22 protein-coding genes are annotated in these 26,298 nt (G+C 49.7%); 9 read left to right on the top strand and 13 right to left on the bottom strand.

From position 1 onward, the window contains the following. Positions 1-33 precede the first annotated feature (33 nt). The 3 genes from Q0110_RS01580 to Q0110_RS01570 all read left to right on the top strand — a co-directional run bounded on the left by Q0110_RS01580 (position 34) and on the right by Q0110_RS01570 (position 4,952). A complete protein-coding gene (locus Q0110_RS01580) occupies positions 34-957 on the top strand; it encodes an NAD(P)-dependent oxidoreductase (RefSeq protein ID WP_297901316.1) in 924 nt (307 codons plus the stop codon). Positions 958-1,111: 154 nt separating this feature from the next. Further along, positions 1,112-2,359 carry a DUF1015 domain-containing protein gene (locus Q0110_RS01575; RefSeq protein ID WP_297901314.1) on the top strand — a complete coding sequence of 416 codons (1,248 nt, stop codon included), beginning with the start codon at positions 1,112-1,114 and terminating at the stop codon, positions 2,357-2,359. Positions 2,360-2,540: 181 nt separating this feature from the next. Further along, positions 2,541-4,952, top strand: coding sequence for a response regulator (locus Q0110_RS01570; protein ID WP_297901311.1), 2,412 nt, complete (start codon positions 2,541-2,543; stop codon positions 4,950-4,952). A gap of 160 nt (positions 4,953-5,112) precedes the next feature. On the opposite strand, the gene galE is transcribed toward Q0110_RS01570, so the two are convergent. From galE to Q0110_RS01525, 9 genes are all read right to left on the bottom strand, one after another. Continuing rightward, complete coding sequence (gene galE, locus Q0110_RS01565; RefSeq protein ID WP_297901308.1) at positions 5,113-6,153, bottom strand: UDP-glucose 4-epimerase GalE; 1,041 nt, start codon at positions 6,151-6,153, stop codon at positions 5,113-5,115. 22 nt (positions 6,154-6,175) lie between these two features. After that, positions 6,176-6,748, bottom strand: coding sequence for an electron transport complex subunit RsxA (rsxA, locus tag Q0110_RS01560; RefSeq protein ID WP_005855659.1), 573 nt, complete (start codon positions 6,746-6,748; stop codon positions 6,176-6,178). Positions 6,749-6,760: 12 nt separating this feature from the next. Further along, positions 6,761-7,345 (bottom strand): electron transport complex subunit E, encoded by a 585-nt coding sequence (locus Q0110_RS01555; protein WP_297901282.1) that lies wholly within the window; start codon positions 7,343-7,345, stop codon positions 6,761-6,763. Positions 7,346-7,362: 17 nt separating this feature from the next. After that, the gene (locus Q0110_RS01550) at positions 7,363-7,977 is read right to left on the bottom strand and encodes an RnfABCDGE type electron transport complex subunit G (RefSeq protein ID WP_297901279.1); all 615 of its coding nucleotides are present in this window, start codon (positions 7,975-7,977) and stop codon (positions 7,363-7,365) included. 2 nt (positions 7,978-7,979) lie between these two features. Further along, a complete protein-coding gene (locus Q0110_RS01545; RefSeq protein ID WP_297901276.1) occupies positions 7,980-8,948 on the bottom strand; it encodes an RnfABCDGE type electron transport complex subunit D in 969 nt (322 codons plus the stop codon). 14 nt (positions 8,949-8,962) lie between these two features. Then, entirely contained in the window at positions 8,963-10,294 is a 1,332-nt protein-coding gene (rsxC, locus tag Q0110_RS01540; protein WP_297901273.1) for an electron transport complex subunit RsxC, read from the bottom strand. 11 nt (positions 10,295-10,305) lie between these two features. After that, positions 10,306-11,271, bottom strand: a complete 966-nt coding sequence (locus Q0110_RS01535; RefSeq protein ID WP_297901271.1) for a Fe-S cluster domain-containing protein — start codon at positions 11,269-11,271, stop codon at positions 10,306-10,308. Positions 11,272-11,280: 9 nt separating this feature from the next. Next, on the bottom strand, positions 11,281-11,697 hold the full coding sequence (locus Q0110_RS01530) for a SoxR reducing system RseC family protein (protein ID WP_297901269.1): 417 nt from the start codon (positions 11,695-11,697) through the stop codon (positions 11,281-11,283). Between the two features lie 179 nt (positions 11,698-11,876). Next, the gene (locus Q0110_RS01525; protein WP_297901266.1) at positions 11,877-13,421 is read right to left on the bottom strand and encodes a DUF3078 domain-containing protein; all 1,545 of its coding nucleotides are present in this window, start codon (positions 13,419-13,421) and stop codon (positions 11,877-11,879) included. A gap of 264 nt (positions 13,422-13,685) precedes the next feature. Here Q0110_RS01525 and Q0110_RS01520 point away from each other — a divergent pair, with 264 nt between their 5' ends. The 3 genes from Q0110_RS01520 to yidC all read left to right on the top strand — a co-directional run bounded on the left by Q0110_RS01520 (position 13,686) and on the right by yidC (position 17,609). Continuing rightward, positions 13,686-13,817 (top strand): hypothetical protein, encoded by a 132-nt coding sequence (locus Q0110_RS01520; protein WP_297901263.1) that lies wholly within the window; start codon positions 13,686-13,688, stop codon positions 13,815-13,817. A gap of 272 nt (positions 13,818-14,089) precedes the next feature. Then, the gene (locus Q0110_RS01515) at positions 14,090-15,697 is read left to right on the top strand and encodes a CTP synthase (RefSeq protein WP_297901261.1); all 1,608 of its coding nucleotides are present in this window, start codon (positions 14,090-14,092) and stop codon (positions 15,695-15,697) included. Between the two features lie 10 nt (positions 15,698-15,707). After that, positions 15,708-17,609 carry a membrane protein insertase YidC gene (gene yidC, locus Q0110_RS01510; RefSeq protein ID WP_297901258.1) on the top strand — a complete coding sequence of 634 codons (1,902 nt, stop codon included), beginning with the start codon at positions 15,708-15,710 and terminating at the stop codon, positions 17,607-17,609. Between the two features lie 149 nt (positions 17,610-17,758). Here the strand turns inward: yidC and kdsB are convergent, their stop codons facing one another. Both kdsB and Q0110_RS01500 read right to left on the bottom strand, forming a co-directional pair. Continuing rightward, positions 17,759-18,514, bottom strand: coding sequence for a 3-deoxy-manno-octulosonate cytidylyltransferase (gene kdsB / locus Q0110_RS01505; protein ID WP_297901368.1), 756 nt, complete (start codon positions 18,512-18,514; stop codon positions 17,759-17,761). A gap of 42 nt (positions 18,515-18,556) precedes the next feature. Then, entirely contained in the window at positions 18,557-20,827 is a 2,271-nt protein-coding gene (locus tag Q0110_RS01500; protein ID WP_297901256.1) for a cation:proton antiporter, read from the bottom strand. 69 nt (positions 20,828-20,896) lie between these two features. Between Q0110_RS01500 and Q0110_RS01495 the strand changes: the two genes are divergently transcribed. Beyond that, positions 20,897-21,532: an ATP-binding protein gene (locus Q0110_RS01495; protein ID WP_297901253.1), complete on the top strand. Its 636-nt coding sequence runs from the start codon at positions 20,897-20,899 to the stop codon at positions 21,530-21,532. Positions 21,533-21,538: 6 nt separating this feature from the next. Here Q0110_RS01495 and Q0110_RS01490 read toward each other — a convergent pair whose 3' ends face one another. Next, positions 21,539-22,918, bottom strand: coding sequence for an NfeD family protein (locus tag Q0110_RS01490; protein WP_297901250.1), 1,380 nt, complete (start codon positions 22,916-22,918; stop codon positions 21,539-21,541). 265 nt (positions 22,919-23,183) lie between these two features. Between Q0110_RS01490 and Q0110_RS01485 the strand changes: the two genes are divergently transcribed. Next, the gene (locus Q0110_RS01485) at positions 23,184-23,693 is read left to right on the top strand and encodes an RNA polymerase sigma factor (protein WP_297901247.1); all 510 of its coding nucleotides are present in this window, start codon (positions 23,184-23,186) and stop codon (positions 23,691-23,693) included. A gap of 52 nt (positions 23,694-23,745) precedes the next feature. On the opposite strand, the gene Q0110_RS01480 is transcribed toward Q0110_RS01485, so the two are convergent. Continuing rightward, positions 23,746-25,404 carry an AMP-binding protein gene (locus tag Q0110_RS01480; RefSeq protein ID WP_297901244.1) on the bottom strand — a complete coding sequence of 553 codons (1,659 nt, stop codon included), beginning with the start codon at positions 25,402-25,404 and terminating at the stop codon, positions 23,746-23,748. 227 nt (positions 25,405-25,631) lie between these two features. Here Q0110_RS01480 and lipB point away from each other — a divergent pair, with 227 nt between their 5' ends. Further along, positions 25,632-26,297, top strand: a complete 666-nt coding sequence (gene lipB, locus Q0110_RS01475; RefSeq protein WP_297901241.1) for a lipoyl(octanoyl) transferase LipB — start codon at positions 25,632-25,634, stop codon at positions 26,295-26,297. Position 26,298: the final 1 nt, after the last annotated feature.

The raw sequence follows: 26,298 nt of genomic DNA, 5'->3' as shown, positions 1-26,298 counted from the left end.
ACTCATAGATCAAGAATATAGATTGATAATTTTATGGCAAAGATATTAGTAGCAACAGAAAAGCCTTTCGCTGCGGTTGCCGTGAAAGGTATCCGTGAGGTAGTGGAAGCCGCCGGCATGGAGCTGGCCCTTTTAGAGAAATATACGGAGAAGGCTCAATTGCTTGACGCTGTAAAGGATGCCGATGCCGTGATCATCCGTAGCGATAAGGTAGATGCGGAGGTGTTGGATGCCGCCAAGAATCTGAAGATCGTGGTTCGTGCCGGGGCAGGTTATGATAACGTAGACTTAGAAGCGGCTACCGCCCATAAGGTATGCGTGATGAACACGCCGGGACAGAACTCTAACGCTGTCGCTGAGTTGGTATTCGGGATGTTGGTGTACGGAGTCCGTAATTTCTATAACGGTACTTCCGGCACGGAACTGAAAGGAAAGAAATTAGGTATATTGGCTTATGGCAACGTGGGCCGTAACGTGGCTCGTATCGCTAAAGGCTTCGGTATGGAGGTCTACGCTTACGATGCGTTCTGCCCGGCATCCGTGATCGAGGCTGACGGCGTGAAGGCGGTGGCTTCTACAGCCGATTTGTTCAAGGCTTGCCAAATCGTCTCCTTGCATATCCCGGCTACGGCCGAGACCAAGGGTTCTATCAACTTCGAGTTGATGAATTCTATGCCGAAAGGTGCTATCGTAGTGAATACGGCCCGTAAGGAGGTAATGGATGAGGCAGGCATCGTGAAGATGCTGGAAGAGCGTCCGGACTTCAAGTACCTGACAGATATCATGCCCGCTATCCATGCGGAATTGGTGGAGAAATACGCCGGCCGTTATTTCAGTACCCCGAAAAAGATGGGGGCCCAGACAGCCGAGGCGAATATCAACGCCGGTATCGCAGCCGCCAAGCAGATCGTGGATTTCTTGGTGAACGGCAATGAAAAGTATCGAGTTAATAAATAAAAATATCCGGCTGTAGAGACGGGGAACGCCTCGTCTCATCTTATCAAACTAATCTCATTTTATCAAAATAGTATTTTAAATTACTATCAGCTGGTGGGAGACGGGGTATGCCCCGTCTCTACATCGATATATAAACCAATTAGATTTAAATACCATGGCAAAAATAAAACCCTTCAAAGGAGTTCGTCCTCCCAAAGAATTTATCGAGGAGGTAGCCTCCCGCCCATACGACGTATTGAATTCACAAGAGGCCCGTGAGGAAGCGGAGGGAAACGAGAAATCCCTTTACCACATCATTAAGCCGGAAATCGATTTCCCGGAAGGAACGGACGAGCACGACCCGGCTGTCTACTTGAAGGCCGCCGCCAATTTCAAGGATTTCCAGGAGAAAGGTTGGCTGGTTCAAGACCCTAAAGAATATTATTATGTCTATGCCCAGACGATGAACGGTAAGACTCAATACGGCTTGGTGGTCGGGGCTTATGTTCCCGATTATATGAACGGTACGATCAAGAAACATGAGTTGACCCGCCGTGACAAGGAAGAAGATCGCATGAGGCACGTGCGTGTCAACAACGCTAATATCGAACCGGTTTTCTTCGCCTATCCCGACAATCCCGAGCTAGACGCTATCGTGATGAAATATACGGCTCGTGAGCCGGAATACGATTTCGTGGCCAAGCCGGATGGTTTCGGCCATACCTTCTGGATCATCGATGAAGACGAGGACATCGCCCGTGTCACGGAGTTGTTCGGGGAGATGCCGGCATTGTATATCGCCGACGGGCATCACCGTTCTGCTGCCGCCGCTTTGGTAGGCGCGGAGAAGGCAAGCCAGAACCCGGATCATAAGGGAGATGAGGAGTACAACTATTTCATGGCTGTTTGCTTCCCGGCCAACCAATTGACCATCATTGATTATAACCGTGTGGTAAAAGACCTGAACGGCCTGACCGAGGAACAGTTCTTGGAGAGACTGGAGAAAAACTTCGTGGTAGAGGAGAAGGGCGCCGATATATACAAGCCGGATGCCTTGCATAATTTCTCCCTTTATCTAGGAGAAAAATGGTATTCCTTGACAGCCCGTCCCGGCACGTACGACGATAATGACCCGATAGGTGTACTGGATGTCACGATCTCCTCGAACTTGATCTTAGACGAGATCTTGGGCATTAAGGATCTGCGTTCGGACAAGCGGATCGATTTCGTGGGTGGTATCCGCGGCTTGGGCGAGTTGAAACACCGTGTGGATAGCGGCGAGATGAAACTGGCCTTGGCCTTGTATCCGGTTACGATGAAGCAATTGATGGATATTGCCGATACGGGCAATATAATGCCTCCGAAGACGACTTGGTTCGAGCCGAAGCTCCGTTCCGGCTTGGTGATCCATAAATTGGATTAGGTATTATTATATCAAGATATGGATTTAAGTTAAGGGGCATGATCTGTGAGGATTATGCCCCTTTTTCGTTTTAGCGGCATAGATGCGTGGATATGCGGAATAAATTGTACCTTTGTAAATCAAACGATGTTTTGACCGGATGGTCCGGAAGTCGGAGAGGAGGATAAAATCTATATAGGAAATGACGAATACTAGTTTAAACTTTGAAGAATTGCTCTGTGGTGTAAACGAGTTTATCGATACGCTTTGGGTCATCACGTTAAGTAAGGATAAGGTTGAGATCGTCAGAGACTCGATGAATCCGGAGAAGGAAGGGCAATGCTTGGTTTATTCCGAGCTTAGCCAGACCTACGTCCGGGAATATGTATATCCGGCGGACTTGGAGAAATGGGAGGAGATACTGTCTCTAGGCTCGTTGAGGAAAATGGCGGCTACAGGTGTGAGAGACAAGAAATTCGACATGCGTTTTTGCAACGACCTGTTTGGTTTTGAATGGCATGAGGCTTTCATCCATATATCGGAGGATGCGAATGGGATTCCGGACCGTGTCATCCTTTCCAGCCGTTATGTGAATAATTACCGCAAAGCGCAGATCGTAGAGACCGCTGTCCAGACTGAGTATGATTATGTCGTTTATATAGAGGCAAACACGAATAGCTATGTCATGTATACCTCCAACCGGGAAAGCGGGACGCCGGTCCCTCCCGTAGCGAGCAATGATTACGAGAAAGAGGTGGCCGAGTTCCATCAGAAATACGTGCCGGAGGAACAGCGGGAAGAATTGACCCGGAACCTGTCTATCGACCACGTGTTGTCAGTCTTGCGAGACTCCCGTGAATACGTCTTGTTTTGCCAAGTGAAGGAGAATGGCGTTTTCAGGGACAAAAAGTTGCGCTTTAGTTATTTCGATAAAGAGAGGAACATACTCCTTCTGACCCGGACCGATATCATGGAGGTACGTGAGGAGGAGAGGCAGAAGCAATTGCTTCAGGATGCCCTGCAAGTGGCGAAAGCGGCGAACCAGGCAAAGTTGGATTTCTTATCCCGGATGAGCCACGACATACGTACCCCGATGAATGCCATCATCGGTATGACCACTATCGCCAGCATGCATGTTGAAGACCGGGAGCGGGTAGCGGATTGCTTGAAGAAAATCACGGTTTCTTCCAAGCTGTTGTTGGGCTTGATCAACGAGGTCTTAGATATGTCCAAGATCGAGAGCAAACGTATCCTGCTGACCGACGAGGAGTTTGAGCTAGGGGAGTTATTGCAGAGCGTGATCGCTATGGTTCAGGCTTCGGTCAGCCAGAAATCCCAGGATTTCAGGGTTCACTTGTTTCAGGTAGAGCATGAGAAATTGATAGGCGACGTGCAACGTATCCAGCAAGTGCTGCTGAACCTGTTGTCGAACGCCATAAAATATACGCCGGAGCATGGGAAAATAACGCTCGAGATAAGAGAGAAACCTGTCAGGAAAGGAAATTACGGCCTGTTTGAGATCATGGTCATAGATAATGGTATCGGGATGAAGCCGGATTTCTTGCACAGGGTGTTCGAACCTTTTGAGCGTGCGGAAGATGCGATCCGGCAGAATATACAGGGAACCGGGTTAGGCATGGCGATAAGCCGTAATATCGCCCACATGATGAATGGAGAGATCCTCGTGGAGAGCGAGTATGGCAAAGGTTCCGTCTTTACGTTTACCATGCAACTGAAATTCCAGGAGCAGGAATGCTTCGAGGATAATCATCTGTGGGACCTGCCCGTACTCGTGGTAGATGATGATATCGTATGTTGCGAGAACGCTTGCATCCGGATCAACGAGATCGGTATGAAAGGCGAGTATGCTCTCTCGGGCGAGGAAGCGCTCAGGAAGATAGAGGTGGCCCGGGATAGGGATGAGAGTTATTTCGCCGTTATCCTAGATCTGATAATGCCGGGGATAGATGGTATCGAGACCGCTACCCGTATCAGGAAGGTAGTGGGCCGGGATGTCCCGATCATTATCCTTTCTGCCTATGACTGTCCGGGATTTGACGAGATCGCCGAGCGGGTCGGTATTGATGGGTTCATCAGCAAGCCATTGATGAAATCCAAGTTGTTTTATCTGATGAAAAGTCTCGCCGTCAAGCAGGATAAAAAGGAGGAAGAGACGGAGAAGCCTCAGTATCCTTTCGGCAACTTTGTGGGGAAACGAATCTTGCTGGTGGAAGACAATAGCTTGAATAGGGAGATAGCGACCGTATTGCTGGAAGAGACCGGAGCATCGATAGAGACAGCGGAAAATGGCCTTATTGCGGTAAATATGCTGAGAGACTCCAGTCCGGGGTATTACGACTTGGTGTTCATGGATATCCAGATGCCGGTTATGAACGGGTACGACTCTACTCGGCATATCCGGGCATTGGAGCGTCCGGATGCAAAATCCATACCGATAATAGCCATGTCTGCCAATGCGTTCGCTGAAGATATCAAGAAAAGCAAGGAATCCGGGATGAACGGACATATCGCTAAGCCGATCGATTTCGGGAAGCTCTGTGAGATCTTGGAGAAATACTTATCGGATATAGGAAAGGGGATGTGTCAAGACTAAGTACGTTTCCTGAAAAGTAGTAACCGGTAGGCACATCTAGCCTTGCGAGCCTAAAAAAGCCATAGTAACCCTCTTTTGGAGGAATACTATGGCTTTTTCTTGAAAAGGGATACCCGGTTTCGAATCAAACGTTTTCGCCGGATACCCCTTATGTCGTGTCTTATTGGATGCCCCGTTCTCTCAGGCGTTTCTGCCAGTTCCAGGCAGATTGCAACGTGTCGGCCAAGGATTCCTTAGCCGTCCAGCCCAATACCTTATTTGCATGCTCCGGATTGGCCCATACCTTCTCGATATCACCCTCACGACGGCCTACGATCTTGTGCGGAACCTTAACACCCGTTGTCTGCTCGAACGTGTTGATCAGTTCAAGGACAGAGACCCCGTTGCCCGTGCCAAGGTTGAATATCTCGATACGCTCGTCAGACTTATTCTCAAGCATGCGATCCATGGCGATTACATGCGCTTTCGCCAAGTCTACCACATTGATATAGTCGCGGATGCAAGAACCGTCGGGAGTATCGTAATCATCGCCGAATACACTCAGTTCCTTACGGATACCGATAGCGGTCTGTGTCAAGTACGGGATCAGGTTCTGGGGAACTCCATTAGGCAACTCGCCGATCTCTGCGCTGGGATGAGCGCCTATCGGGTTGAAGTAACGTAAGATAACGCTCTTGAAAGGCGCTCCGGCATGGATCGTATCCCGGATGATCTCCTCGTTGATCTGCTTCGTGTTGCCATAGGGCGACATCGCCGGCTTGATCGGGGCGTTCTCGGTCACCGGCAGGTTCTCCGGGTCCGGTTGCCCGTATACCGTGCAAGAGGAAGAGAACACGATACCTTCGATATTGAACTCCGGCATCATCTCCAACAGGTTCACCAACGTGACGATATTGTTGCGATAATACTTCAAGGGCTGTTGTACGGACTCACCCACCGCCTTGCTAGCGGCGAACAAGATAATGCCCTTGATGCCCGGATGGGCTTCCAAGGCCTTGCGGGTACCTTCCTTATCCTTTAAATCCAATTGGATAAACTCCGGACGGATGCCCGTGATTTTCTCGATACCATCGAGCACCTCGATATTCGAGTTTGACAAATCGTCGATAATGATTACCTCATATCCGGCGTTCTGCAATTCTACTGTGGTGTGTGAGCCGATATAACCGGTTCCGCCCGCTACTAAGATCTTCTTTCCCATTCTAGTGTTCATTTAGATAAGTTTATACGATACCCGAGAATCCCATAAAAGCCATAGCCAGCAAACCTGCCGTGATCAAGGCGATCGGGGTACCCTTCATGCCTTCCGGAACGTGTGTCATGGCTAGTTGTTCCCGAATACCCGCGAAGATAATCAAAGCCAGCGCAAATCCAATAGCGGTTGAGATCGCGTATACCACGGATTCTAATAAATTATACTCTTTTTGGATTACAAGGATCGCTACACCCAAGATACAGCAGTTCGTGGTGATCAACGGAAGGAATACGCCCAACGCCTGGTAAAGGGCGGGAGATACCTTCTTCAATATGATTTCCACCATCTGCACCAAGGCGGCGATGATCAAGATGAAACTGATCGTCTGCATGAACCCTAGCCCGAAAGCGTCTAATATATATTTTTGCACGAGGAAGGTGACAATCGTGGCGATCGTAAGCACGAACGTAACGGCGGCTCCCATACCCGCGGCTGTCTCCACTTTCTTGGATACTCCCAAGAACGGACAAATTCCCAAGAACTGTGCCAGTACAACGTTATTAACGAATACGGCGGCGATAAATATCAGTATATATTCCATATGATCCGTTTATTATGCTTTACGCAATTTGTTTACTATTGCTACCAGATACCCCAAGGCGATAAACGCTCCCGGAGCCAATACGAAGATCAGCGATCCGTATTCCTCGGGCATCAAGGTTATGCTGAATAACTTGCCTGTTCCCAAGAACTCGCGGCAAGCGCCCAGCAGCGTAAGAGCCATCGTGAAGCCAAGCCCGATACCTATTCCATCGAAAGCGGAAGGGATTATGCCATTCTTTGCGGCGAAAGCCTCGGCACGCCCTAGCACGATACAGTTTACCACGATCAGCGGGATGAATAATCCCAGGCTGGCGTATAAAGCCGGCACGAACGCTTCCATGCACATCTGCACCACGGTCACGAACGTCGCTATCACGACGATATATCCCGGTATACGCACCAAGTCCGGTATTACGTTTTTCAAGGCCGAGATCACGATATTCGAGCAAACCAACACGAACATCGTAGCCAGTCCCATGCTCATGCCGTTGATCGCTGAAGAGGTCGTACCCAAGGTCGGACACATACCTAACAGTAATACAAATGTCGGGTTCTCCGTGATGATACCATTCATCAATATTTTTAGATTACTCATTGCTCTGTCCTCCCTTTTTATTTGTTATCAGTTGAAGTGGCCTCCGTTAGCCCGTCTACGCCGGAGAATGCGCTATACGCACGGTTCACGGCATCGAGAAACGCACGGCTGGAGATTGTCGCCGCCGTGATAGCGTCTACGTCGCCACCATCTTTTGTCACTTTCAAGCCTCCGTCCGGAACCGTGCGTCCTAAGACGTTCTGCTTGTTCCTGTCTGCCCGGAACCATTCTTCCATCTTAGAACCCAAGCCCGGAGTCTCGGCGTGCTGCAAGACGGAATAGTTCAAGATCTTACCATCTATATCGAAACCTACGATAACACGGATCTCGCCGCTGAAGCCTTTTTTCGTGTTACTCTCTACGGCTCCACCTACGACTTGCCCGTCTTTCTTGGCGGGATAGATCTTGAGGGAATCGCCTTCGGAGGAGACTGCCATATAAGCGTCCTCGGTCGGTTTGTTGTCGAACTCGGGAGCAACGGCCTTAATCGCTTCCTCCAAGGCGGTCGCTTTGGCCACCGCTATAGGGCCGGCGGTAAACTGGTTCACTCCGGCCAGGATCGCCCCCGCTACCAAGCAAATACCTGTTAGCGAAAGGAGCATATTGGGTAATGTTGATTTTAATTTTGCCATGCTTACTTTCCTCCGAAATGTTTAGGTTTGATATAGCTGTTGATTAGCGGAGTAAATGCGTTCATGATCAGGATAGCGAACGACATACCTTCCGGATAAGCCCCGAACAGACGGATCACCGTGGTAAGGACTCCGATTCCCACGCCATAGACGAGCATTCCGTTCTTGCTCATCGGCGAGGTCACGTAGTCGGTAGCCATGAAAATGGAACCTAGCAACAAGCCGCCCGACAGTAAATGAACGAACGGGCTGGCGTATTGTACCGGGTTCACCAAGTGCATGATACCCGTGAATACGAATACGGTAACCAAGATGGAAACCGGAATCTGCCAAGTGATGATCTTTTTCCATAGCATGAATAAAAGACCGAGGATCAAGGCGATGGCACTTACCTCACCCAGACTGCCTCCCATCGCTCCCACAAGCATATTCCCGTAAGAGGGAAGCTCGGTGACACCTTCGTTCATCAACGACAGTACCGTAGCCCCGGTCTGGGCATCCGTATAAGTCATCGGGAAAACGTTCGAGGCATCTACCACCGGCCAGGTTGTCATCTGAGCCGGGAAGGAGATCAGCAGGAACACACGGCCCACCAGCGCCGGGTTGAAGATATTGTTGCCTAATCCGCCGAACGACATCTTACCGATGCCGATAGCCGCCAACGCTCCGATGATAATGATCCATACCGGTAGGTTGGAAGGTAGGTTGAAGGCTAGCAATACGCCCGTCAGGATAGCGGAGCCATCACAAAGGGTAGGTTCCTTTTTCATCAGGAACCGCTGGATCAAATACTCGAATACCATACAGGCCAGGACCGATACGACCGTGACGATCAACGCTCCCAGGCCGAAGAAATAAAGGGATACCAAGAAAGCCGGGATAAGGGCAATCAGTACACCATACATATTTTTGCTTATGCTGTCGCCGCCGTGGATATGGGGCGAGGGCGATACGTATAAATTATTTTCCATGTTGCTCTCTCGTTTTATGACTTTCTAGACCGGATAATACCCATCACCTTTCCTTTGCCCAACCGGATCTGGTCCAGCAATGGGCGGTTGGCCGGGCAGGTGTAACTACAAGACCCGCACTCGATACAGTCGGTGATATAATTCTTCTCTGCCAGTTCCCAGTTCTGGAATTCCGTGGCGTTCATCAGCAGGGTAGGGTTCAGCCCCATCGGGCAGGCTCCTACGCACTTGGCGCAACGGATGCAATCCCGTACCAGCTTGCGTACAGATTCCTCTTTCGTAAGCAACAGAACGCCGGAGCTTCCCTTGCAGACCGGAACCTCGGCGCTGATCAACGCCTTACCCATCATCGGACCTCCACCGATAATCTTACCCGTGTTCTCGGGCAGGCCGCCGGCAGCCTCGATCAGGCAACTGATAGGTGTTCCCATGCGAACCAGGAAGTTGGATGGGTTTGCTACCGCCTTACCCGTGATCGTCACCACACGCTCGAACAACGGCTTGTTCTTTTGCACCGCCTCGTAAACGGCGTAAGCGGTTCCTACGTTCTGTACCACGGCGCCCGCCGAGATAGGAAGCGCGCCGCTCTTTACCTGCCGACGGATGACGGCATCGATCAATTGTTTCTCTCCTCCTTGCGGATATTGTACCTTGAGCGGCATGATCTCTATGCCTTTATAGTTTACCGCCAGTTTTTGCAGATGGGCGATAGCGTCGGGCTTGTTGTTCTCGATACCGATCACGGCCTTGTTCACATTGACCGCTTTCATCAGGATCGTGACACCTACTAAGATTTGCTCGCCTTTCTCCAGCATCAACGAATGGTCGGAGGTAAGGTAAGGCTCGCACTCCACGGCGTTGATGATCACGATCTCGGCCTTGTTGCCGGGAGGCGGCATCAGTTTCACCTGCGTGGGGAAAGTGGCACCGCCCAAGCCTACGATACCGCAGGCGGCGATCTTATCTACGATCTCCTTGGAAGACAGCGTGCATTCCTTCACCACGGTCTCGCTGCGGTCGATCGTCTCTTCCCATTCATCACCTTCCACATCTATATAGATAGCGGGACGTTTGTATCCGCTAGCGTCGAGAGCGTTATCTATCTTGTTCACTTTGCCGGATACGGAGGAGTGGATATTCGCGGATACGAAACCACCCGCCTTGGCTAGCAACGTGCCCACCTTTACCAGGTCTCCTTTCTTCACCACGGGTTGCGCCGGAGCGCCGATATGCTGGCTGAGGGGGATGATTACCTGCTTAGGCGTAGCGAGAGCCGTAATTTTCTTACCGGCAGACAGTTTATTCTCGGGGGGGTGTATACCTCCGATTCGAAATGTCCTTAGCATACTATTAGATTTTAATTTTGATTTGTTTTTTCTTTCACTGTAGCTTCAGGGGAAGCGGTCTCCGGTTGTTGGGCGGGAGCTTCCACCTTCGGAGCCGGTTTTGCGTTCTCCGCTTTCGGAGCCGGTTTCACGCTCTCTGCCTTTGGTGCGGGAGCGGCCTCCTTGCGAGGTGGGAAATTCAGCTCGTGGATAGCCCCGGTCGGACATACGGCCACGCATTTACGGCACATACGGCATTTCGTGTAATCGATGTAAGCTACGTTATTGGTTACGGTGATCGCCTCGAACGGGCATTCCTTGGCGCATTTGCCACAACCGATGCAAGCGTTGGCACAAGCCTTGCGAGCCACGCCTCCCTTGTCTTTGTTCACGCACGATACGTAGATCCGGCGAGACTTAGGCCCTTTCTTCCGCAGCTCGATGATGCTCTTCGGGCAAGCTTTCACGCATGCGCCGCAGGAGGTACATTTCTGCTCGTCTACCTCGGCGATTCCCGTGATCGGGTTGATGTGGATGGCATCGAAGGCGCAAGCGTTCACGCAGTCGCCATAACCGAGGCAACCGAAAGAACAATTCGTCTCGCCCCCGTAAAGGGTAGAGGCGATGGCGCAGCTTTTCGTTCCATCGTAAGTGTTTGTACGAGGGCGGGCCTGGCAAGTCCCGTTGCAGCGGACAACGGCTACCATGGGCTCGGTCGTACCCGCCTCTTTGCCTAGTATCGTAGCGACCTTGGCCATGACCGGGCCACCACCCACGGGGCAAAGCAACCCGTCTAGCGAGTCGGCTTTCACGCAAGCCCCGGCGAATCCGGCGCAACCCGGATAACCGCAACCTCCGCAGTTCGCCCCCGGAAGGACTTCCTGCACTTGCGCGACGCGCGGATCTTCATAGACTTCGAATTTCTTGGAAGCGGCGTAGAGGAAGATTGCTCCCACCGCCCCGATTGCTCCTAATGAAATAACGGCAATTAAAATCATGATATATTATCAATTAAGTTTTTTCAAAGTAAATATAAATCGTCTTTTCAGTTTGTCTCGCATTAAGTATAGTATACAGTAATAAGGTAGCAAAAGCAACAAACCGGTTAACCCACTCGTGGTTTCGTTCCAATGTAAATTCGTTCCGATCACGATGGCGGCCACGACGATCGCCAGGGGGATGACAAAAGCCAGCGCCACGGCTTGAAGCCCCATGGAGTTCTGTCCGCATACCATCACCTCCTCGTTCACGCGGAACCGTCCCGAACGGTCGGGTACCTCGATGATCTTATCCTTTTTCTCGGAGGCCGAGCATATAGATTGCGCGTGGCATCCCGAGCATGCGGATTGCTGAGTGATGCGGACGAAGACGGTATCGCCATCGATCTTCTCTACGAATCCTGTATGATTTATACTTTCGCTCATATTTGTAATCTCGACATTGCAAAATCACGGCAAAAGTAAACATTAATTTGAATCAGTTGGCAATTGGCGGTTGATAATTGACCGTTAAGAATGAAAAATATTTCGCTTCAGTTGTTAAATAGTCTTTAGCCCTTTTCGGCTCTCAACTATCACTTGTCTGCTGTCTGCTCTCAACTGCCTTACCATTTGTAATTAAAACCGAAACTTAACAACTCATTAAGCTGGAAATAACTCTTGTTATCCTCTGTTTTTTCCACTCCATCATCGTATCTCAGATGAAAATAAATGCGTGTGGAGAAGAAGCGGCTGATGGCCAAGACGAGGGTGTTCTCGAACTCTCCGACCGTATGGTTACCGTAAGTGGTGAAGAAGTAGACGCGAGACTGCCAGCTCACGTTGCGGTTGAAATCGAAGGTGAGGTCCGCGCGAACGGTGGAACCGATCTGGCTCAGGCGGTTCTCGTATTCCCCGGTCTCCTCGTCTTTGTTGAAACCGTGGCGGCTGTAGTCGATTTCCTGCCTGGAGTACATATACGTGTAGGAGAAAGGCGCCAAGTTGGTACTGAACTTGATCTTTCTATGCTTGCTGATCTGTTTCTCCAGCTCATATTTCATACCGAGACCGAAGTTGAGGGAGAAGGGCGAGAGGAACGCCGCTTGCTTGATATGCTCGTTCTCTTGGTAATTGGTGAAGAACTGGGTCTTGAACTCGGCGTCGAACGTATAGTACCATTTGTTGAACGCTTGGTAACCGACGTTGCTGTGGATACGGAACACGTCGTCACCGATCTTGTAGTTTCTCAGGGTATCCTTCGGCGCCGTATATACGCTGGCCTTGAATTCCAGCTCGTTGGTGACTTGCACCTTGTCTTTCTTATAGTCGTATTTCAGGTTGTTCTTGGTGAACAGGTTCAAGTTGCTGCTACCACCCTTGTACCAGTTCTCGGATACGTAATTTTGGGAGAACTGCAAGGCGCTCTCGAACGCCGATATCCAATATTTGCGTTCGGGGATGAAGCGGGCCGGAGCGTCTACGTCTTCTACGTTAGCGTCCGCTTCCACCTTGATCGGCAGGTCCTCGTAGATGTTCTTCTTGATGAACTTGGGCTTGATCACCTCGTCGGGCAGGTCTCGCTCGGAGTAGCGGAAATAGGTAGGGTAATTGTTTTGCACGTATTTGTAGGCCATCTCCTCGAACTGCTTGTTTCGTTCCTGGTCCTTGAAGATAGAGTCCGTTGGGTATAGGTTATCATACGGTGTCTTCTCCTTCAGGAAGTCGAAATCATAGAATATCAGGTTCTTGGGCAGGTAATCTCCCCGGAAGACGATCGGCATGAACAGCGGGTTTACGATTATGGTATCCCGGAAGGTCATCGTGTTGTCGAAGAGGGTGGAGGCGTCTCGTACAAGGCGGGCCCAGTACATCGCCTCGTCCGATATCTCCAGCTCGTCTTTCTTCAAGAAGCGCAGCAGGTTCGAGCTAGAAGGCATGGGAGCCGAGTAGGTCTTGTTCTGCTTCTCGAATTGCTGGCGGATGTCTACGATGTTGTCCAGCTCATCCTCGTCGAGAAGGATCTCCGGGATCGTGTCTTCCGATACGGCCCGTTCTGCCGGACGCTGAACGATTGCCCCGGTAACTAATTGGTTCTCTTGGCTGTATGCCGAGTTGATAATGAATGAGAATAGTAGTAATAACGCATACACACCCTGCCTTTTCGTCATCATAATACACCTTAATTTACATCTTTAATTCGTTGTAGCGGTTGCAAAATTAGCTAAAAAGAATGATATACAACATAAAGATTTGATTATTTATCTGGGTAAAATCTCTGTCACGGATACAAAGATACGAACCTTTGTCCGGCAGATTATGTACAAATATGTAATACGGTGAGAAAACGAGAGATAAAATGTAATAATGATACGGGATAAGCGTCCGTATATCGGTATTAATCCGTATCTTTATGTCGGGGAATTAAATCCGGGAATATGAGAATATATACGCGACAGGTAGCGAAGGGATACGCATACGGTAGCGAGAGGCGGCGCTGCCTGTACCGATGGGCTACGCTACCCGTGCCGATGGGCCGCGCTACCTGTCGTGCAGGCTCTCGCGAATAGTCGGAATTTCTTTTTTTCGAAAAAAAATAAAAAGAAGAGTTATATATATATTATTTATTAATATAAGGGGTGCTACATTGGGGTGCTACATCAGTAGTTTTGGGGCGCTTTTATATTGTTGCAGGTTAGTGGATTACGAAGGTTTCGGGACCTGCAATGTAGTACTACATGAAATAAAAACATTAAATTTGGCATGTCTCGATGAAAATCGTTAACTTCGCGGTTTCGAAATGCAGGTGTGCAATTAAAAAGATAACTAAAATATTACTATCGTGGCAGATACAAAGTACATTTTCGTTACAGGCGGCGTAGTCTCTTCCTTAGGAAAGGGGATTATTTCCGCTTCTTTGGGTAAGCTCCTTCAAGCGAGAGGTTACAAGGTTACTATCCAAAAATTCGATCCTTACATCAATATCGACCCGGGTACGTTGAATCCCTATGAGCATGGGGAATGTTACGTGACCGTAGACGGGCATGAGGCCGACTTGGACTTGGGCCATTACGAGCGTTTCTTGAATGTCCAGACTACCCGTGCGAATAATATCACTACCGGACGTATCTATCAAAGCGTGATCAACAAGGAGCGCAGGGGAGATTACCTGGGCAAGACGGTACAGGTGGTGCCTCATATCACGGACGAGATCAAGCGCAACGTGAAATTATTGGGAAGCAAGTATAAGTTTGACTTCGTGATCACCGAGATCGGCGGTACGGTAGGCGACATAGAGTCTCTGCCTTTCATCGAGAGCGTACGCCAGTTGAAGTGGGAGCTGGGCAAGAACTGCCTTTGCGTGCATCTTACCTACGTGCCTTATATCGCCGCGGCGAAAGAGTATAAGACCAAGCCTACGCAACACTCCGTGAAGCAGTTGCAGGAGCTGGGCATCCAGCCGGACGTGCTGGTGCTGCGTACGGAGCGCGAGTTGAATGCGAATTTACTGCGCAAGGTAGCGTTGTTCTGCAACGTGGCCGAGGATTCGGTGATCCAGTCTATCGACGTGCCGACGATCTACGAGGTACCCTTGGTGTTGCAACGCCAGAAGATGGACGAGGTCGTATTGCGCAAGGTAGGCATGGAGGTAGGCCCGACCCCGGAGCTGAAGCCCTGGAGGGAGTTCCTGGCCTTGAAGAGCACGGCCACGGATACGGTGAAGATCGGTCTGGTAGGTAAATACGTGGAGTTGCAAGACGCTTACAAGTCGATCGACGAGTCCTTGTTGCAAGCCGCTATTTACAATCATCATAAATTGGATTTGCACTTGTTCCACTCCGAGAAGCTGACGAACGAGAACGCCGCCGCCCAATTGAAGGATATGGACGGTATACTGATCGCCCCGGGATTCGGGCAGAGAGGTATCGAAGGCAAGTTCGCCGCTATCAAGTATGCCCGCGAGCATAATGTACCTTGCTTGGGTATCTGCTTGGGTATGCAGTGCATGGTGATCGAGTTCGCCCGTAACGTATTGGGCTTGGCCGACGCTAACTCCACGGAGATGGAGCCGAACACGCCGCATAAGGTGATCGACCTGATGGAGGAGCAGAAGAACGTTACCAACATGGGAGGTTCCATGCGTCTGGGCGCTTACGACTGTACGCTGAAGGAAGGTTCCAAGGTATGGGAGGCATACGGCAAGGAGCATATCCAAGAGCGCCATCGCCATCGCTTCGAGTTCAACAACGAGTATAAGGACCGGTACGAGGCCGCCGGCATGATGTGTACGGGCGAGAACCCGGAGACGAACTTGGTGGAGGTAGTGGAGATCCCTGCCTTGAAATGGTTCGTCGGCGTGCAGTATCATCCGGAGTACAATAGCACCGTGGTGAACCCGAATCCTCTTTTCCTCAGCTTTGTGAGAGCTGCTATCGAAAATAAAAAATAATTGGTGATAAATGGATAAAAACACATTAATAGGTTTTCTGCTGATCGGTGTCGTGTTATTTGCGTTTAGCTGGTTCAACCAGCCGACGCCTGAGCAGTTGGAGGCGCAACGCCGCTACCAAGACTCGATCGCGAAGATTGAGTATGCCCAGCAACTGGAATTGCAGAAACAAGAGAACAAGAGCGCTTTAGTAGAGGATTCGTTGGAGAGCCTGCCGGACTCGGTACGGGCGCTGCGCTTGCAGCAGAGCTTCGGGGTGTTTGGCGATGCCATGGTTGGCTCGGAAGGCTATACGACCCTGCAAAATGACGTGGTCGAGCTTCGTATCAGCAATAAGGGCGGGCGTATTTGCTACGCACGCCTGAAGGAGTACGATACGTATAATGACGAGCCTCTCGTCTTGTTCGACGAGAAAGAGTCTGATTTTAATTTTACGCTGGTCACGGCTACGAACCGTGTCGTGAATACGGGCGACCTGTACTTCACCCCGGTGAAGAGCGAAGATCCGAATACCGTGATCATGCGCTTGAATGCCGGCGATGGCAGTCACCTGGATTTCACGTATACCTTGAAGCCGGATGATTATATGGTGCGCTACCAGATCTTGGGTACGGGCCTGAACGGTGTCTTGGCGCCGAGCACGAACGCCTTGGATTTGCTGTGGGAGCAGGATATCCGTCAGCAGGAGAAAGGACGTAAGTTCGAGGATCGCTACGTGACCTTGAGCTATAAGTTCATGGCCGACGACGTGGAGCACCTGAGCGAGTCGAGTAGCGACAGCAAGCAGATCTCGAACCGTTTGAGATGGATCGGGTACAAGGATATGTTTTTCTCTACTGTATTGATCTCGGGGGATGGGTTTGAGGCTACGACCTTAGACTCGAAGGCGATCCCGGAAGGGGATGTGCTGAAGCGGTTCAAGACGACCACTTCCATTCCTTTCGACTTGCAGGGCAAGGAGCCTACGAACCTGTCTTTTTATTTCGGGCCGAACAAGTTCGCCTTGCTGAAGTCGTTCGACAAGGGAGTTGTCGCCGACCAGCAGCTCGATCTGGAGAAACTGGTTCCGCTGGGTTGGGGTATCTTCCGCTGGGTGAACCAGTATTTCGTGATCCCTTTGTTCGACTTCCTGGGTAAGTTTATCCACAACTACGGTGTATTGATCCTTCTGCTGACCTTGATCGTGAAGATCATCCTTTTCCCGCTGACGTATAAGTCTTATATGTCGTCTGCCAAGATGCGTGTGCTGCGTCCGCAGGTGGAGGAGATCAACGCTAAGTATCCCGGCCAAGACAAGGCCATGGAGCGGCAGAAGGCGACGATGGAGCTTTACAGCCGTGCGGGAGCGAGCCCGATGAGCGGTTGCTTGCCGATGTTGTTGCAGATGCCGATCCTGATCGCCCTGTTCATGTTCTTCCCCTCGGCTATCGAGCTGCGTCACCAGAGTTTCCTCTGGGCGCACGATTTGTCTACCTACGACGCTATCTTCACATGGGATAAGTATATTCCGATCATCACTCCCTATTTCGGGAACCACATCAGTTTGTTCTGCTTGCTGATGACGATCACGAATATTTTTTATACCAAGTATAATATGGAAATGACGAATACCGGGCAGCAACAGATGCCGGGCATGAAGGCCATGATGTACATGATGCCGTTGATGTTCTTGGTATTCTTCAACCAATACGCTTCCGGTCTTACTTATTACTATTTCGTCTCTACGCTGATCACGATCGTGCAGACATTGATTTTCCGCTATACGATCGATGAGGATAAGTTGCTGGCGAAGCTGGAGGCCAACAAACGTAAGCCGATGAAGAAATCCGGCTTCCTGAAACGTCTGGAGGAAGCTCAGCGGGCGCAGCAGGAGACGTTGCGCAAGCAGCAAGAGGCCAAGAAAAAACGATAGGATTATATCGGCCTTCGTTCATAACCGTATTTCATAAGAGCGCCCCCTAAAAGTTTCTCATCAAACTTTTAGGGGGCGTTTCGTATCAGGTAGCCTCCTGCTCCGTCCGGCTTTCCGTTCGTCCGGGGTAGGGGAGGTCTTGCGGTTTGCTAGCGATGCTTGGCGAGGAAGGCCAGGGCCTTCTCCATGTCTTCCGGCGTATCTATGCCGATCGTTTCCTGCTCGGTGATACCGACCTTGATCTTGTACCCGTTTTCCAGCCATCGCAATTGCTCGAGGCTCTCGGCCAGCTCCAAGGGAGATTGGGGCAACTGGGTGATCTCTGCCAATACCTGCGCACGGTAGGCATATAATCCGATATGCTTGTAGAAAGTATGGCTCGATAGCCATTCCGTATATTTCTTGCCCCGGATATAGGGGACGATGGAACGGCTGAAATACAGGGCCTCGTTATTCTTGTTGAGCACTACCTTCGGAGAATTGGGGTTGAATAAGGTACTCTCGAAATCATCGTCCGCATGGAAAGGCTTTACCAACGTGGCTATTTGCGTGTCCGTGTCGGCGAAACAGGCTTTGACCGCCTGGATTTGTCCGGGCTGGATGAAAGGCTCGTCGCCTTGGATATTGACGATTACGTCATAGCCCTCGCCTATCTTCTGGTAGGCCTCGTAGCAACGATCCGTGCCGCTGCGGTGCTGGTCGGAGGTCATGACGGCATGGCCGCCGAAGGCCTTGACCGCCTCCTCTATCCGGGTATCGTCGGTAGCTACGCATACGAAGTCTAATACATCCTTTACTTGCTCATATACACGTTGTATCATGGGCTTCCCGTCCATGTCTGCCAACGGCTTCCCCGGGAAACGGCTGGAAGCGTACCTTGCTGGAATAATTCCTATAAATCTCATCATTCTATGTCGTTTTGTTAACTGGTTATATCTATCGCTTTATCAACTGGTCACTACTTTTCCTTCGCTTAGCTGTATCAGCTTGCCACGCTCACCTACGATCCATACGATATCCCCCTCCTCGAAAACCGTGCTGGGAGGCGGGTTCTTGATCGAGGTACTACCCCGTTCGATACCGATTACCAGACAAGCTGCTTTATCGCGGATACCGGATTCGATGATGGAACGGCCGATCAGCCGGGAGCCTTCCGAGATGATGATCTGCTCCATGCTCATCTCCTCCTTCCTGGTGCTCGATTGCTTGGTGTACGACTTCTTGTAACGTTCCTCCAGATATTTCCTGAAATGCTCCAGGTCATCGTCCGATCCTACCACGATCAGCTTGTCGAAAGGATACAGACACTCGTCTCCTCCCGGTATGTTGATCCGTTTCTCCCCTCGGATGATCGTCACGACATTTACGTTGCATTTCTGCCTGAAGTTTAGCTCTTTCAAGCTTTTTCCCATACTAGGAGAATTCTGCTTGACCTCGAAGTCTGCCAAGTGGAGGTCTCGCTCAAGCAAGTGGTTGGCGAAACGCTGGTTGATCGAGGCATTTCGTTCTTGCTCCACTTCCCTTGCCACGAGGTTGTTGAAAAAATGCCGCTCGATCAAGATCGATTGCTTTTTCAGGCGTTTGGAGAATATCATCAAGACGATGAGAACGGAGGCGATCGCCAGCATGATTCCCACCGTTACATTCAGCAGCCGTGCGACAGGGAGCATGACGAGGCCGATACAAAGCAAGATTCTCAGGATCACGAGCGAGACCAAAGGACCCCGGTTATATTTATTGTCGTTCCATAATTGCTGGAACTCCGTGGAATGGTTCTTTTTCATCATGATCGCCCGCAGCATCGGGGAGATCAAGGCTAGGATCAAGATCAAGGAAATGAGGTTGCCTTGGATGCCGGGCAAATGTCCGCAGATGAACGGGGTCACGATTTGTAGCCATAAAAAGATGAGCACGAGACAGACGGCGGTATAAGTGCCGACGATGCGGACCAAGGATTTTAGCAACTTGTCCCATGCGCTTTTTTGGCGGATCGTATTGGAACCGGACGAATACCGTTCCAGGAACTGCTTCCAACTCTCCGGCATGATCCGCTCCACCCATTTGTAGGTAGGCTCGGCTAGCCGGATCATATAGGGGGTGAAGAATGTGGTGAGCACGGATACGGCTACGACGATCGGGTAGAGGTATTGGTCCGTCACGTTCAGCGATAATCCCAGGCCTGCGATGATGAAGGCGAACTCTCCGATCTGCGCTAGCGAGAAACCGGCTTGGATCGCTATTCTTACGGGTTGCCCGGAAAGCAATACGCCGAAGCAGGCGAAACAAATCTGCCCGGCCATGACCACGAGCGTGATGATACAGATCGGTATCTTGTATTCCCAAAGCATCAGAGGATCGATCAGCATGCCCACGGACACGAAGAAGATCGCCCCGAATAGATCTTTTACCGGTTTTACCAGATGCTCGATCCGCTCGGCATCGATGGTCTCGGCCAAGATAGAACCCATCACAAAAGCCCCGAGAGCCGACGAGAATCCCGCTTTTGTGGCGATCATGACCATACCGAGGCATAACCCGATGCTCACGATCAGCAGCGTCTCCTCGTTGAGGAAGCTCTTGGCTTTTCTCAGGAAAGAAGGGATCAGGTAGATTCCCACCGCGAAACAGAATAGGAGGAAGATACCCAGTTTGACCACGCTGTCCAGCATCTCCATCCCCTCCACGTGCTTGCTTACCGCCACGGTAGAAAGCAATACCATCAATAATACGGCGAATAGATCCTCCACCACCAAGATACCGAATACGACACCGGCGAACCGCTGGTTACGCAACCCCATGTCATCGAAGGCCTTGAAGATAATCGTCGTAGACGACATCGATAGCATCCCTCCGAGGAAAAGACTGTTCATATGCCCCCAGCCGAGCGATAGCCCGGTGATGTATCCCGCTGTCATCATGCCTATGACAACCGTTATGGCCCCTATGACGGCGGTTCCGCCTACCTTCATCAGTTTCTTGAAGCTGAAATCGAGGCCCAGCGCGAATAATAGGAAAATGACGCCTATATCAGCCCAGATACGGATACTTTCTACATCTGTAACTGTCGGGACTTGTTCGATGGAAGGGCCGGCGAGTATTCCGGCTACGATATATCCCAATACGACCGGTTGCTTTAACCTTTTGAATAACAAAGTAACCAGTCCGGCGGATATGAGTATGACCGCGAGATCTGATATTAGTGCAGGTATCTGAGACATCGTTTATAGTTTTTCGATTGCCAAAGTTAGGTATTTATTTTAATTTCGCGCTTCAAAACAGAGGCCAAAATGAAGAAGAGACATCCGATTGAAGCGCTTATAGAACAAGGGGAGCACCAACAACTCGATTTCAAGTTTGAGGTGAGCGACAGCAAGAAGATCGCCCGTACGCTGAGTGCGTTCGCTAACACAGATGGCGGGCGGTTGCTGATCGGGGTGAAGGATAACGGCGCTATTTCCGGTGTGAGGAGCGAGGAGGAGTATTATATGATCGAGGCCGCGTCTAAGATGTATACACGCCCGGAGGTGCCGTTTACGGCCAAGCGCTGGGATGTCTGCGGCAAGACCGTGCTGGAGGTCTATATCGCCCCAAGCGGTGACAGGCCGCATCTGGCACCCGACAAGGACGATAGATATAAGGCGTATATCCGGGTGGCAGACGAGAATATATTGGCGAACGAGGTCCTCATGCGGGCATGGGAGAAACGGAAGGCCGGAGAGGGTACGTTGCTGAAGATAAGCAAGCCCGTCGAGATCCTGTTCTCTTGGCTCGACGAGCATCCGTATATCAGCATAAGGCGGTTCTGCCGTATCGCCCATATCAACTATTACGCGGCTCGAGACATATTGAGCGACTTGATGGCGATGGGGACGATGGAGTATGTGGTGATCAATAAACGCATCGCTTACAAACGGATCGCCTAGGTTCGCCTATAGGCTGGTTACGTATACCTGCGAGTTCTCGAACCGGACCACTTTTACCGGGGTCTCTTTCTCTATGAAGCCGGATTCCGATATGCCGTCGTACAGCTCTCCCTCGATGGATACCTTACCCGATGGGCGTAAGACGGTAGCGGCCCTGCCTTCTTTACCGACCAGCCGTGCCAGGCTGGGGGTGGATACCGCTTTTTCTAAATCGGCGTTTAATGCCATTTTCTTAAACGGCCCCTTATGGCCTATCCTATCGGATAACCATATCACGGAAGCGAACCCGATACCCAGCCCCAATAAGACCGTAAGGGCGGCCCTTCCCGTATCCATTCCCGATACGCCCCGGAAATCAAAATCGGTGTTGTCCAGCAAGCTCATCGTAAGCCCGCCTACCACGAGGAGGATACCGCTTATCCCCGCTACGCCGAAACCCGGGATCACGAATATCTCCAGCATTACCAAGATAACGCCAATGATAAATAGCAGGATTTCCCAGTTCTCGGCCAACCCGTCCATATATAAGGGAGCGAAATAAAGAATCGCCGCTATTATAGCTGCCGCTGATGGGAAACCAAGCCCCGGGGTTTGCATCTCGAAGTAAATACCGCCGATAATAAAGATGATTAATAAACCCTGTATCACCGGACTCATAAAAAAGCCTTTTACATTGTCGAACCAAGAAGGTTCATAACTTTTAATCTCGTAATCCTTGTATCCGATATATTCTGTGATAACCTGGTCCGGGCTTTCGGCTATCCCGTCGCAATAACCCCATTTAAGCGCTTCTTGTGCGGTAAACGTCAGTACCTTTCCGCTATCGATGAGGTTGGGTATTACCACCCTGTCGTCTACCATCGCCTCGGCGATCAATGGGTCTCTTTTCCATCGGTAGACCGTGTCACCGTTTTGCATAAGCGTGTCTTTTCCCTGTGCCTCGGCCGTAGACCGGATCATGGAGCGCATATAAGATTGGTATTTGTCGGGTAGGGCCGCTCCTGTTTGGTTGACAACCGTGGCCGCTCCTATATTCGCTCCTTTCCGCATATAGATTTTCTTGCACGCTATGGAAATTAAAGCACCTGCCGAGGCCGCGTTGTTATCGATAAATACATATACCGGTATGGGGCTGTATAAAATAGCCGTCCGCATGGAGTCTGCCGATTCCAGCAACCCTCCATATGTGTTCATATGCAGCAGGATCGCTTCGGCATTTAATCGCCTAGCCTCGGCCAACCCGTTATGGAGGTAAATCCATGTGGTGTTATCGATTTCCTTTTTTATATCGATCGTGTATATTAAGGTTTTTTCTTTGGCTGCCGATTGAAAAGAGGACGAGAGTATAAGGATTATACTTGTTAATACTGTTAATAAAACTTTCATTTTGTTTGTATTATATTCGTTTTTAATGCTTGCTTGAAAATTGTAACATGTCTCTTGTAAATGTTGATTTTTGTAACTTGTATAACTTGTAAATAATACTCATTTTCAATAAGATTTACAACAAAAATATTAAGTTACGATTTTTAATATTAATATTTATCAAAGAACTGCATATCTCCATTTTTAATTCCTATATTTGTTGCATCCTTCAATGTTTGAGGGATAATACTTTTACAGTATTAAACTTTATTTAACTAGTAACAATATGAATGCGTTGCAATTTCAGAAAAAATTATTGAGCATGCAAGAAAACATGATGAATTTTGCGCTTATGCTTACGGCAAACAGAGATGATGCCCAAGATCTGATGCAGGACACAACGCTGAAGGTTTTAGACAATCAAGAAAAATTTGTAGACAATATCAATTTTAAGGGCTGGGTCTTGACTGTGATGCGTAACATTTTCATCAACAATTATCACAAGATCGTCCGTACACAGACTGTCGTAGATCAGGGTGTCGATTTGTACAACTTGGATGTCGTGAACGACTCAGGTTTTGACTCTCCGGATGGCGCTTATCAGATTCAAGAGATCACGAAAGCGATCAATAGCTTGAATAATGAGTTGAAAGTCCCGTTCTCTATGTTCTTGAGCGGTTATAAGTACAACGAGATCGCTGATAAACTGGGTGTTCCTCTGGGAACGGTTAAGAGCCGTATATTTTTCGCTCGACAAGAATTACAAAAAGTATTAAAAGATTTTCGTCAAGGATAAAATTTACTTTATATAAAAGAAGCCGTCTTTAACGAAAAAGACGGCTTTCTTTTTATTCGGCCGGTTGGTATAAATACCTCTTGATGCTTCTTTTAGGTGTTTTCTCAAACTCTTCTTGATACAGCTTGAAGCAGGCGATCTTGCTATAGTTCGGCATCTCCTCGTTTAATTGGTCTATGTTGGTTTGCATCAACTTCTCGATTTCGGAATGTTGTATGCCCGCCTTGTCTACTTGCTCCCAATCGGGGTAGATGAGGGCGACCAGCTTGCCTCCTTGGGAGATGATGAGCGATTCGGCTACGTATAGCATATTATTCAGGCGATCCTCGATCTCTTCCGGATAGATGTTTTGTCCGCTGGGACCTAGGATCATGGTTTTACTGCGTCCGCGGATGTATAGGAATCCGTCTTTGTCGAGGGTTCCCAGGTCGCCGGTACGCATCCATCCGTCGGGCATCATGACGGCTTTCGTGGCTTCCGGGTTCTTGTAATAGCCGAGCATCACGTTCATTCCCCTTACCAATATTTCCCCAACCTTGTTTTCCGGGTCTTCTGAGTCGATACGGGCCTCCATACGGTCGACGATACGTCCTACCGAGCCGGGCTTGAACTCGTCCCATTGCGCATAAGAGACCAACGGGCCGCACTCGGTCATTCCGTAACCTACGGTATAGCGGAAATGGATGGAATGCAAGAACGTCTCCACCTCTTTGTTGATGGCGGCTCCTCCGATGACGATCTCCCCGAAGTTTCCTCCGAAGGATGCCGTCAGCTTGGCGGAAATGGTATCCAGTACTTTCTGGTCTATATAAGGTACTTTCAAAAGCAATTTGATCAAGGGCTTCTCCAGCTCCGGGAATACCTTGTTCTTGATGATTTTCTCGATGATCAGGGGGACGGCCAAGATTAACGCCGGTTTGATCGTAGCAAAGGCTTCCGCTATGATTTTCGGGCTGGGAGTACGTGTGAGGAAGTGTACATGGCAACCTTTATTCACGGAGTTCAATACCTCGAATGCCAATCCGTACATATGGGCCATCGGGAGCATACATACGATGTTATCACCCGGATGGATGAATGGCAGGTTGTCGTAAGCGAATTGCGTATTACTCCATAAGCTCCGGTAGGGGATCATGACCCCTTTCGAGAAACTGGTGGTTCCGGAGGTATAGTTGAGCACCGCCAGCTCATCCGGTTTCTCTACGTGATACCGGACATCGTTCGAGGTGAATGACCGGGGATATTTTTTACCGAAATATTCATTGATCCGGTCTCTTACCATCCGGACTTCCTTGTTTTTGCTATGGATGATCGAGAAATTATCCAGCATCATGAATAGTTTCACGTCGGGCATCATGCGCTCGTTCATATTCTCCCAGTTACTGGAAGCGGCAAGCACAGCCTTTGCCTCGGAATGGTTTACGATATGATGTATATTATCCGGCTTGAATTCATGTAGGATAGGCACGGCTACGGCTCCGTAAGCCAAGATCCCGAAGAAGCAGATCGCCCAGTTGGAGGAGTTACGCCCTACCAAGGCTACCTTGTCTCCCTTCTTGATACCGGCATGCTCTAGGATAATATGAAATTTCTCGATTCGACGAGCTACGTCCTTATAATGAAAGGTGTGTCCGTTATAATCGGAGAATGCCGGGAGATCCCAATGCTCCTTGATACTATTCTCTATGAGTTCTAAAAAACGATTCTCCATACTTATTTATTTATCAAAATAACCATATGACAGGCTGGAAAGTTGTCAGAAGCCAAAGATAGTGCCTTTTCTGCAAATTATGGGTTTCAGTCTATCGGAAACTGAAATATTCTTTACCTTTGTCTCTCTGAATACGAAGAATTTGATAATACCTCTGGCGAGGTGAATATGGATCTGGTACCGGGTAAGTAGCCCCGGATGCCGGAAAGGTTAAAAAGAAGAAAGAAATGGAAAGTTTCCGTTATCACGACTTAGGACGAATCGTCTATGCCGATGCGTTAGAATATCAGACAGCCGCTTTCGAGGCCTTATTAGAAGCGAAAGCGGCGGGAAAGAAAGAGGATAATCAATTGTTCTTTTGCGAGCATTTACCGGTCTTGACGATCGGTAAAAGTGGAAAAGACTCTAATTTGCTTATTCCCGAGGAGGCCTTGCGGGAACGAGGGGTCTCGTTTTACCATATAAACAGAGGGGGGGATATAACGTATCACGGACCGGGACAGATTACCGGTTACCCGGTATTTGATCTGGAATATTGGGGTATGGGATTGAAGCAATACGTTTATACGCTGGAAGAGACGATCATCCGTTTCCTGTCGCTTTATGGCTTGAAAGGAGAACGACTGGAAGGAGCGACGGGCGTGTGGCTAGAACCGGAAGTGCCGGGACGTGCCCGTAAGATCTGTGCGATTGGCGTGAAGAGCAGCCGGTTCGTTACGATGCATGGCTTTGCCTTGAATGTAAATACGGATCTGAGTTATTTTTCGTTGATCAACCCTTGTGGTTTTACGGATAAAGGTGTTACTTCCTTGGCCATGGAGCTGGGGGAGACGCAAGACTTTGAGTTGGCGAAAAGCCGGTTGAGATCGATTTTCATGGAAATCTTCGCTTGAT

This window comes from uncultured Parabacteroides sp., assembly GCF_947855115.1.
Taxonomy (GTDB): domain Bacteria; phylum Bacteroidota; class Bacteroidia; order Bacteroidales; family Tannerellaceae; genus Parabacteroides.
Note: the sequence above shows the minus strand (reverse complement) of the source record. Positions and strands in the feature narration are given on the sequence as shown.

Coding starts and splice junctions, on each gene's coding strand:
- Q0110_RS01580 (WP_297901316.1), top strand. CDS start 34: ATGGCAAAGATATTAGTAGCAACAGAAAAGCCTTTCGCTGCGGTTGCC.
- Q0110_RS01575 (WP_297901314.1), top strand. CDS start 1,112: ATGGCAAAAATAAAACCCTTCAAAGGAGTTCGTCCTCCCAAAGAATTT.
- Q0110_RS01570 (WP_297901311.1), top strand. CDS start 2,541: ATGACGAATACTAGTTTAAACTTTGAAGAATTGCTCTGTGGTGTAAAC.
- galE (WP_297901308.1), bottom strand. CDS start 6,153: ATGGGAAAGAAGATCTTAGTAGCGGGCGGAACCGGTTATATCGGCTCA.
- rsxA (WP_005855659.1), bottom strand. CDS start 6,748: ATGGAATATATACTGATATTTATCGCCGCCGTATTCGTTAATAACGTT.
- Q0110_RS01555 (WP_297901282.1), bottom strand. CDS start 7,345: ATGAGTAATCTAAAAATATTGATGAATGGTATCATCACGGAGAACCCG.
- Q0110_RS01550 (WP_297901279.1), bottom strand. CDS start 7,977: ATGGCAAAATTAAAATCAACATTACCCAATATGCTCCTTTCGCTAACA.
- Q0110_RS01545 (WP_297901276.1), bottom strand. CDS start 8,948: ATGGAAAATAATTTATACGTATCGCCCTCGCCCCATATCCACGGCGGC.
- rsxC (WP_297901273.1), bottom strand. CDS start 10,294: ATGCTAAGGACATTTCGAATCGGAGGTATACACCCCCCCGAGAATAAA.
- Q0110_RS01535 (WP_297901271.1), bottom strand. CDS start 11,271: ATGATTTTAATTGCCGTTATTTCATTAGGAGCAATCGGGGCGGTGGGA.
- Q0110_RS01530 (WP_297901269.1), bottom strand. CDS start 11,697: ATGAGCGAAAGTATAAATCATACAGGATTCGTAGAGAAGATCGATGGC.
- Q0110_RS01525 (WP_297901266.1), bottom strand. CDS start 13,421: ATGATGACGAAAAGGCAGGGTGTGTATGCGTTATTACTACTATTCTCA.
- Q0110_RS01520 (WP_297901263.1), top strand. CDS start 13,686: ATGAGAATATATACGCGACAGGTAGCGAAGGGATACGCATACGGTAGC.
- yidC (WP_297901258.1), top strand. CDS start 15,708: ATGGATAAAAACACATTAATAGGTTTTCTGCTGATCGGTGTCGTGTTA.
- kdsB (WP_297901368.1), bottom strand. CDS start 18,514: ATGAGATTTATAGGAATTATTCCAGCAAGGTACGCTTCCAGCCGTTTC.
- Q0110_RS01500 (WP_297901256.1), bottom strand. CDS start 20,827: ATGTCTCAGATACCTGCACTAATATCAGATCTCGCGGTCATACTCATA.
- Q0110_RS01495 (WP_297901253.1), top strand. CDS start 20,897: ATGAAGAAGAGACATCCGATTGAAGCGCTTATAGAACAAGGGGAGCAC.
- Q0110_RS01490 (WP_297901250.1), bottom strand. CDS start 22,918: ATGAAAGTTTTATTAACAGTATTAACAAGTATAATCCTTATACTCTCG.
- Q0110_RS01485 (WP_297901247.1), top strand. CDS start 23,184: ATGAATGCGTTGCAATTTCAGAAAAAATTATTGAGCATGCAAGAAAAC.
- Q0110_RS01480 (WP_297901244.1), bottom strand. CDS start 25,404: ATGGAGAATCGTTTTTTAGAACTCATAGAGAATAGTATCAAGGAGCAT.
- lipB (WP_297901241.1), top strand. CDS start 25,632: ATGGAAAGTTTCCGTTATCACGACTTAGGACGAATCGTCTATGCCGAT.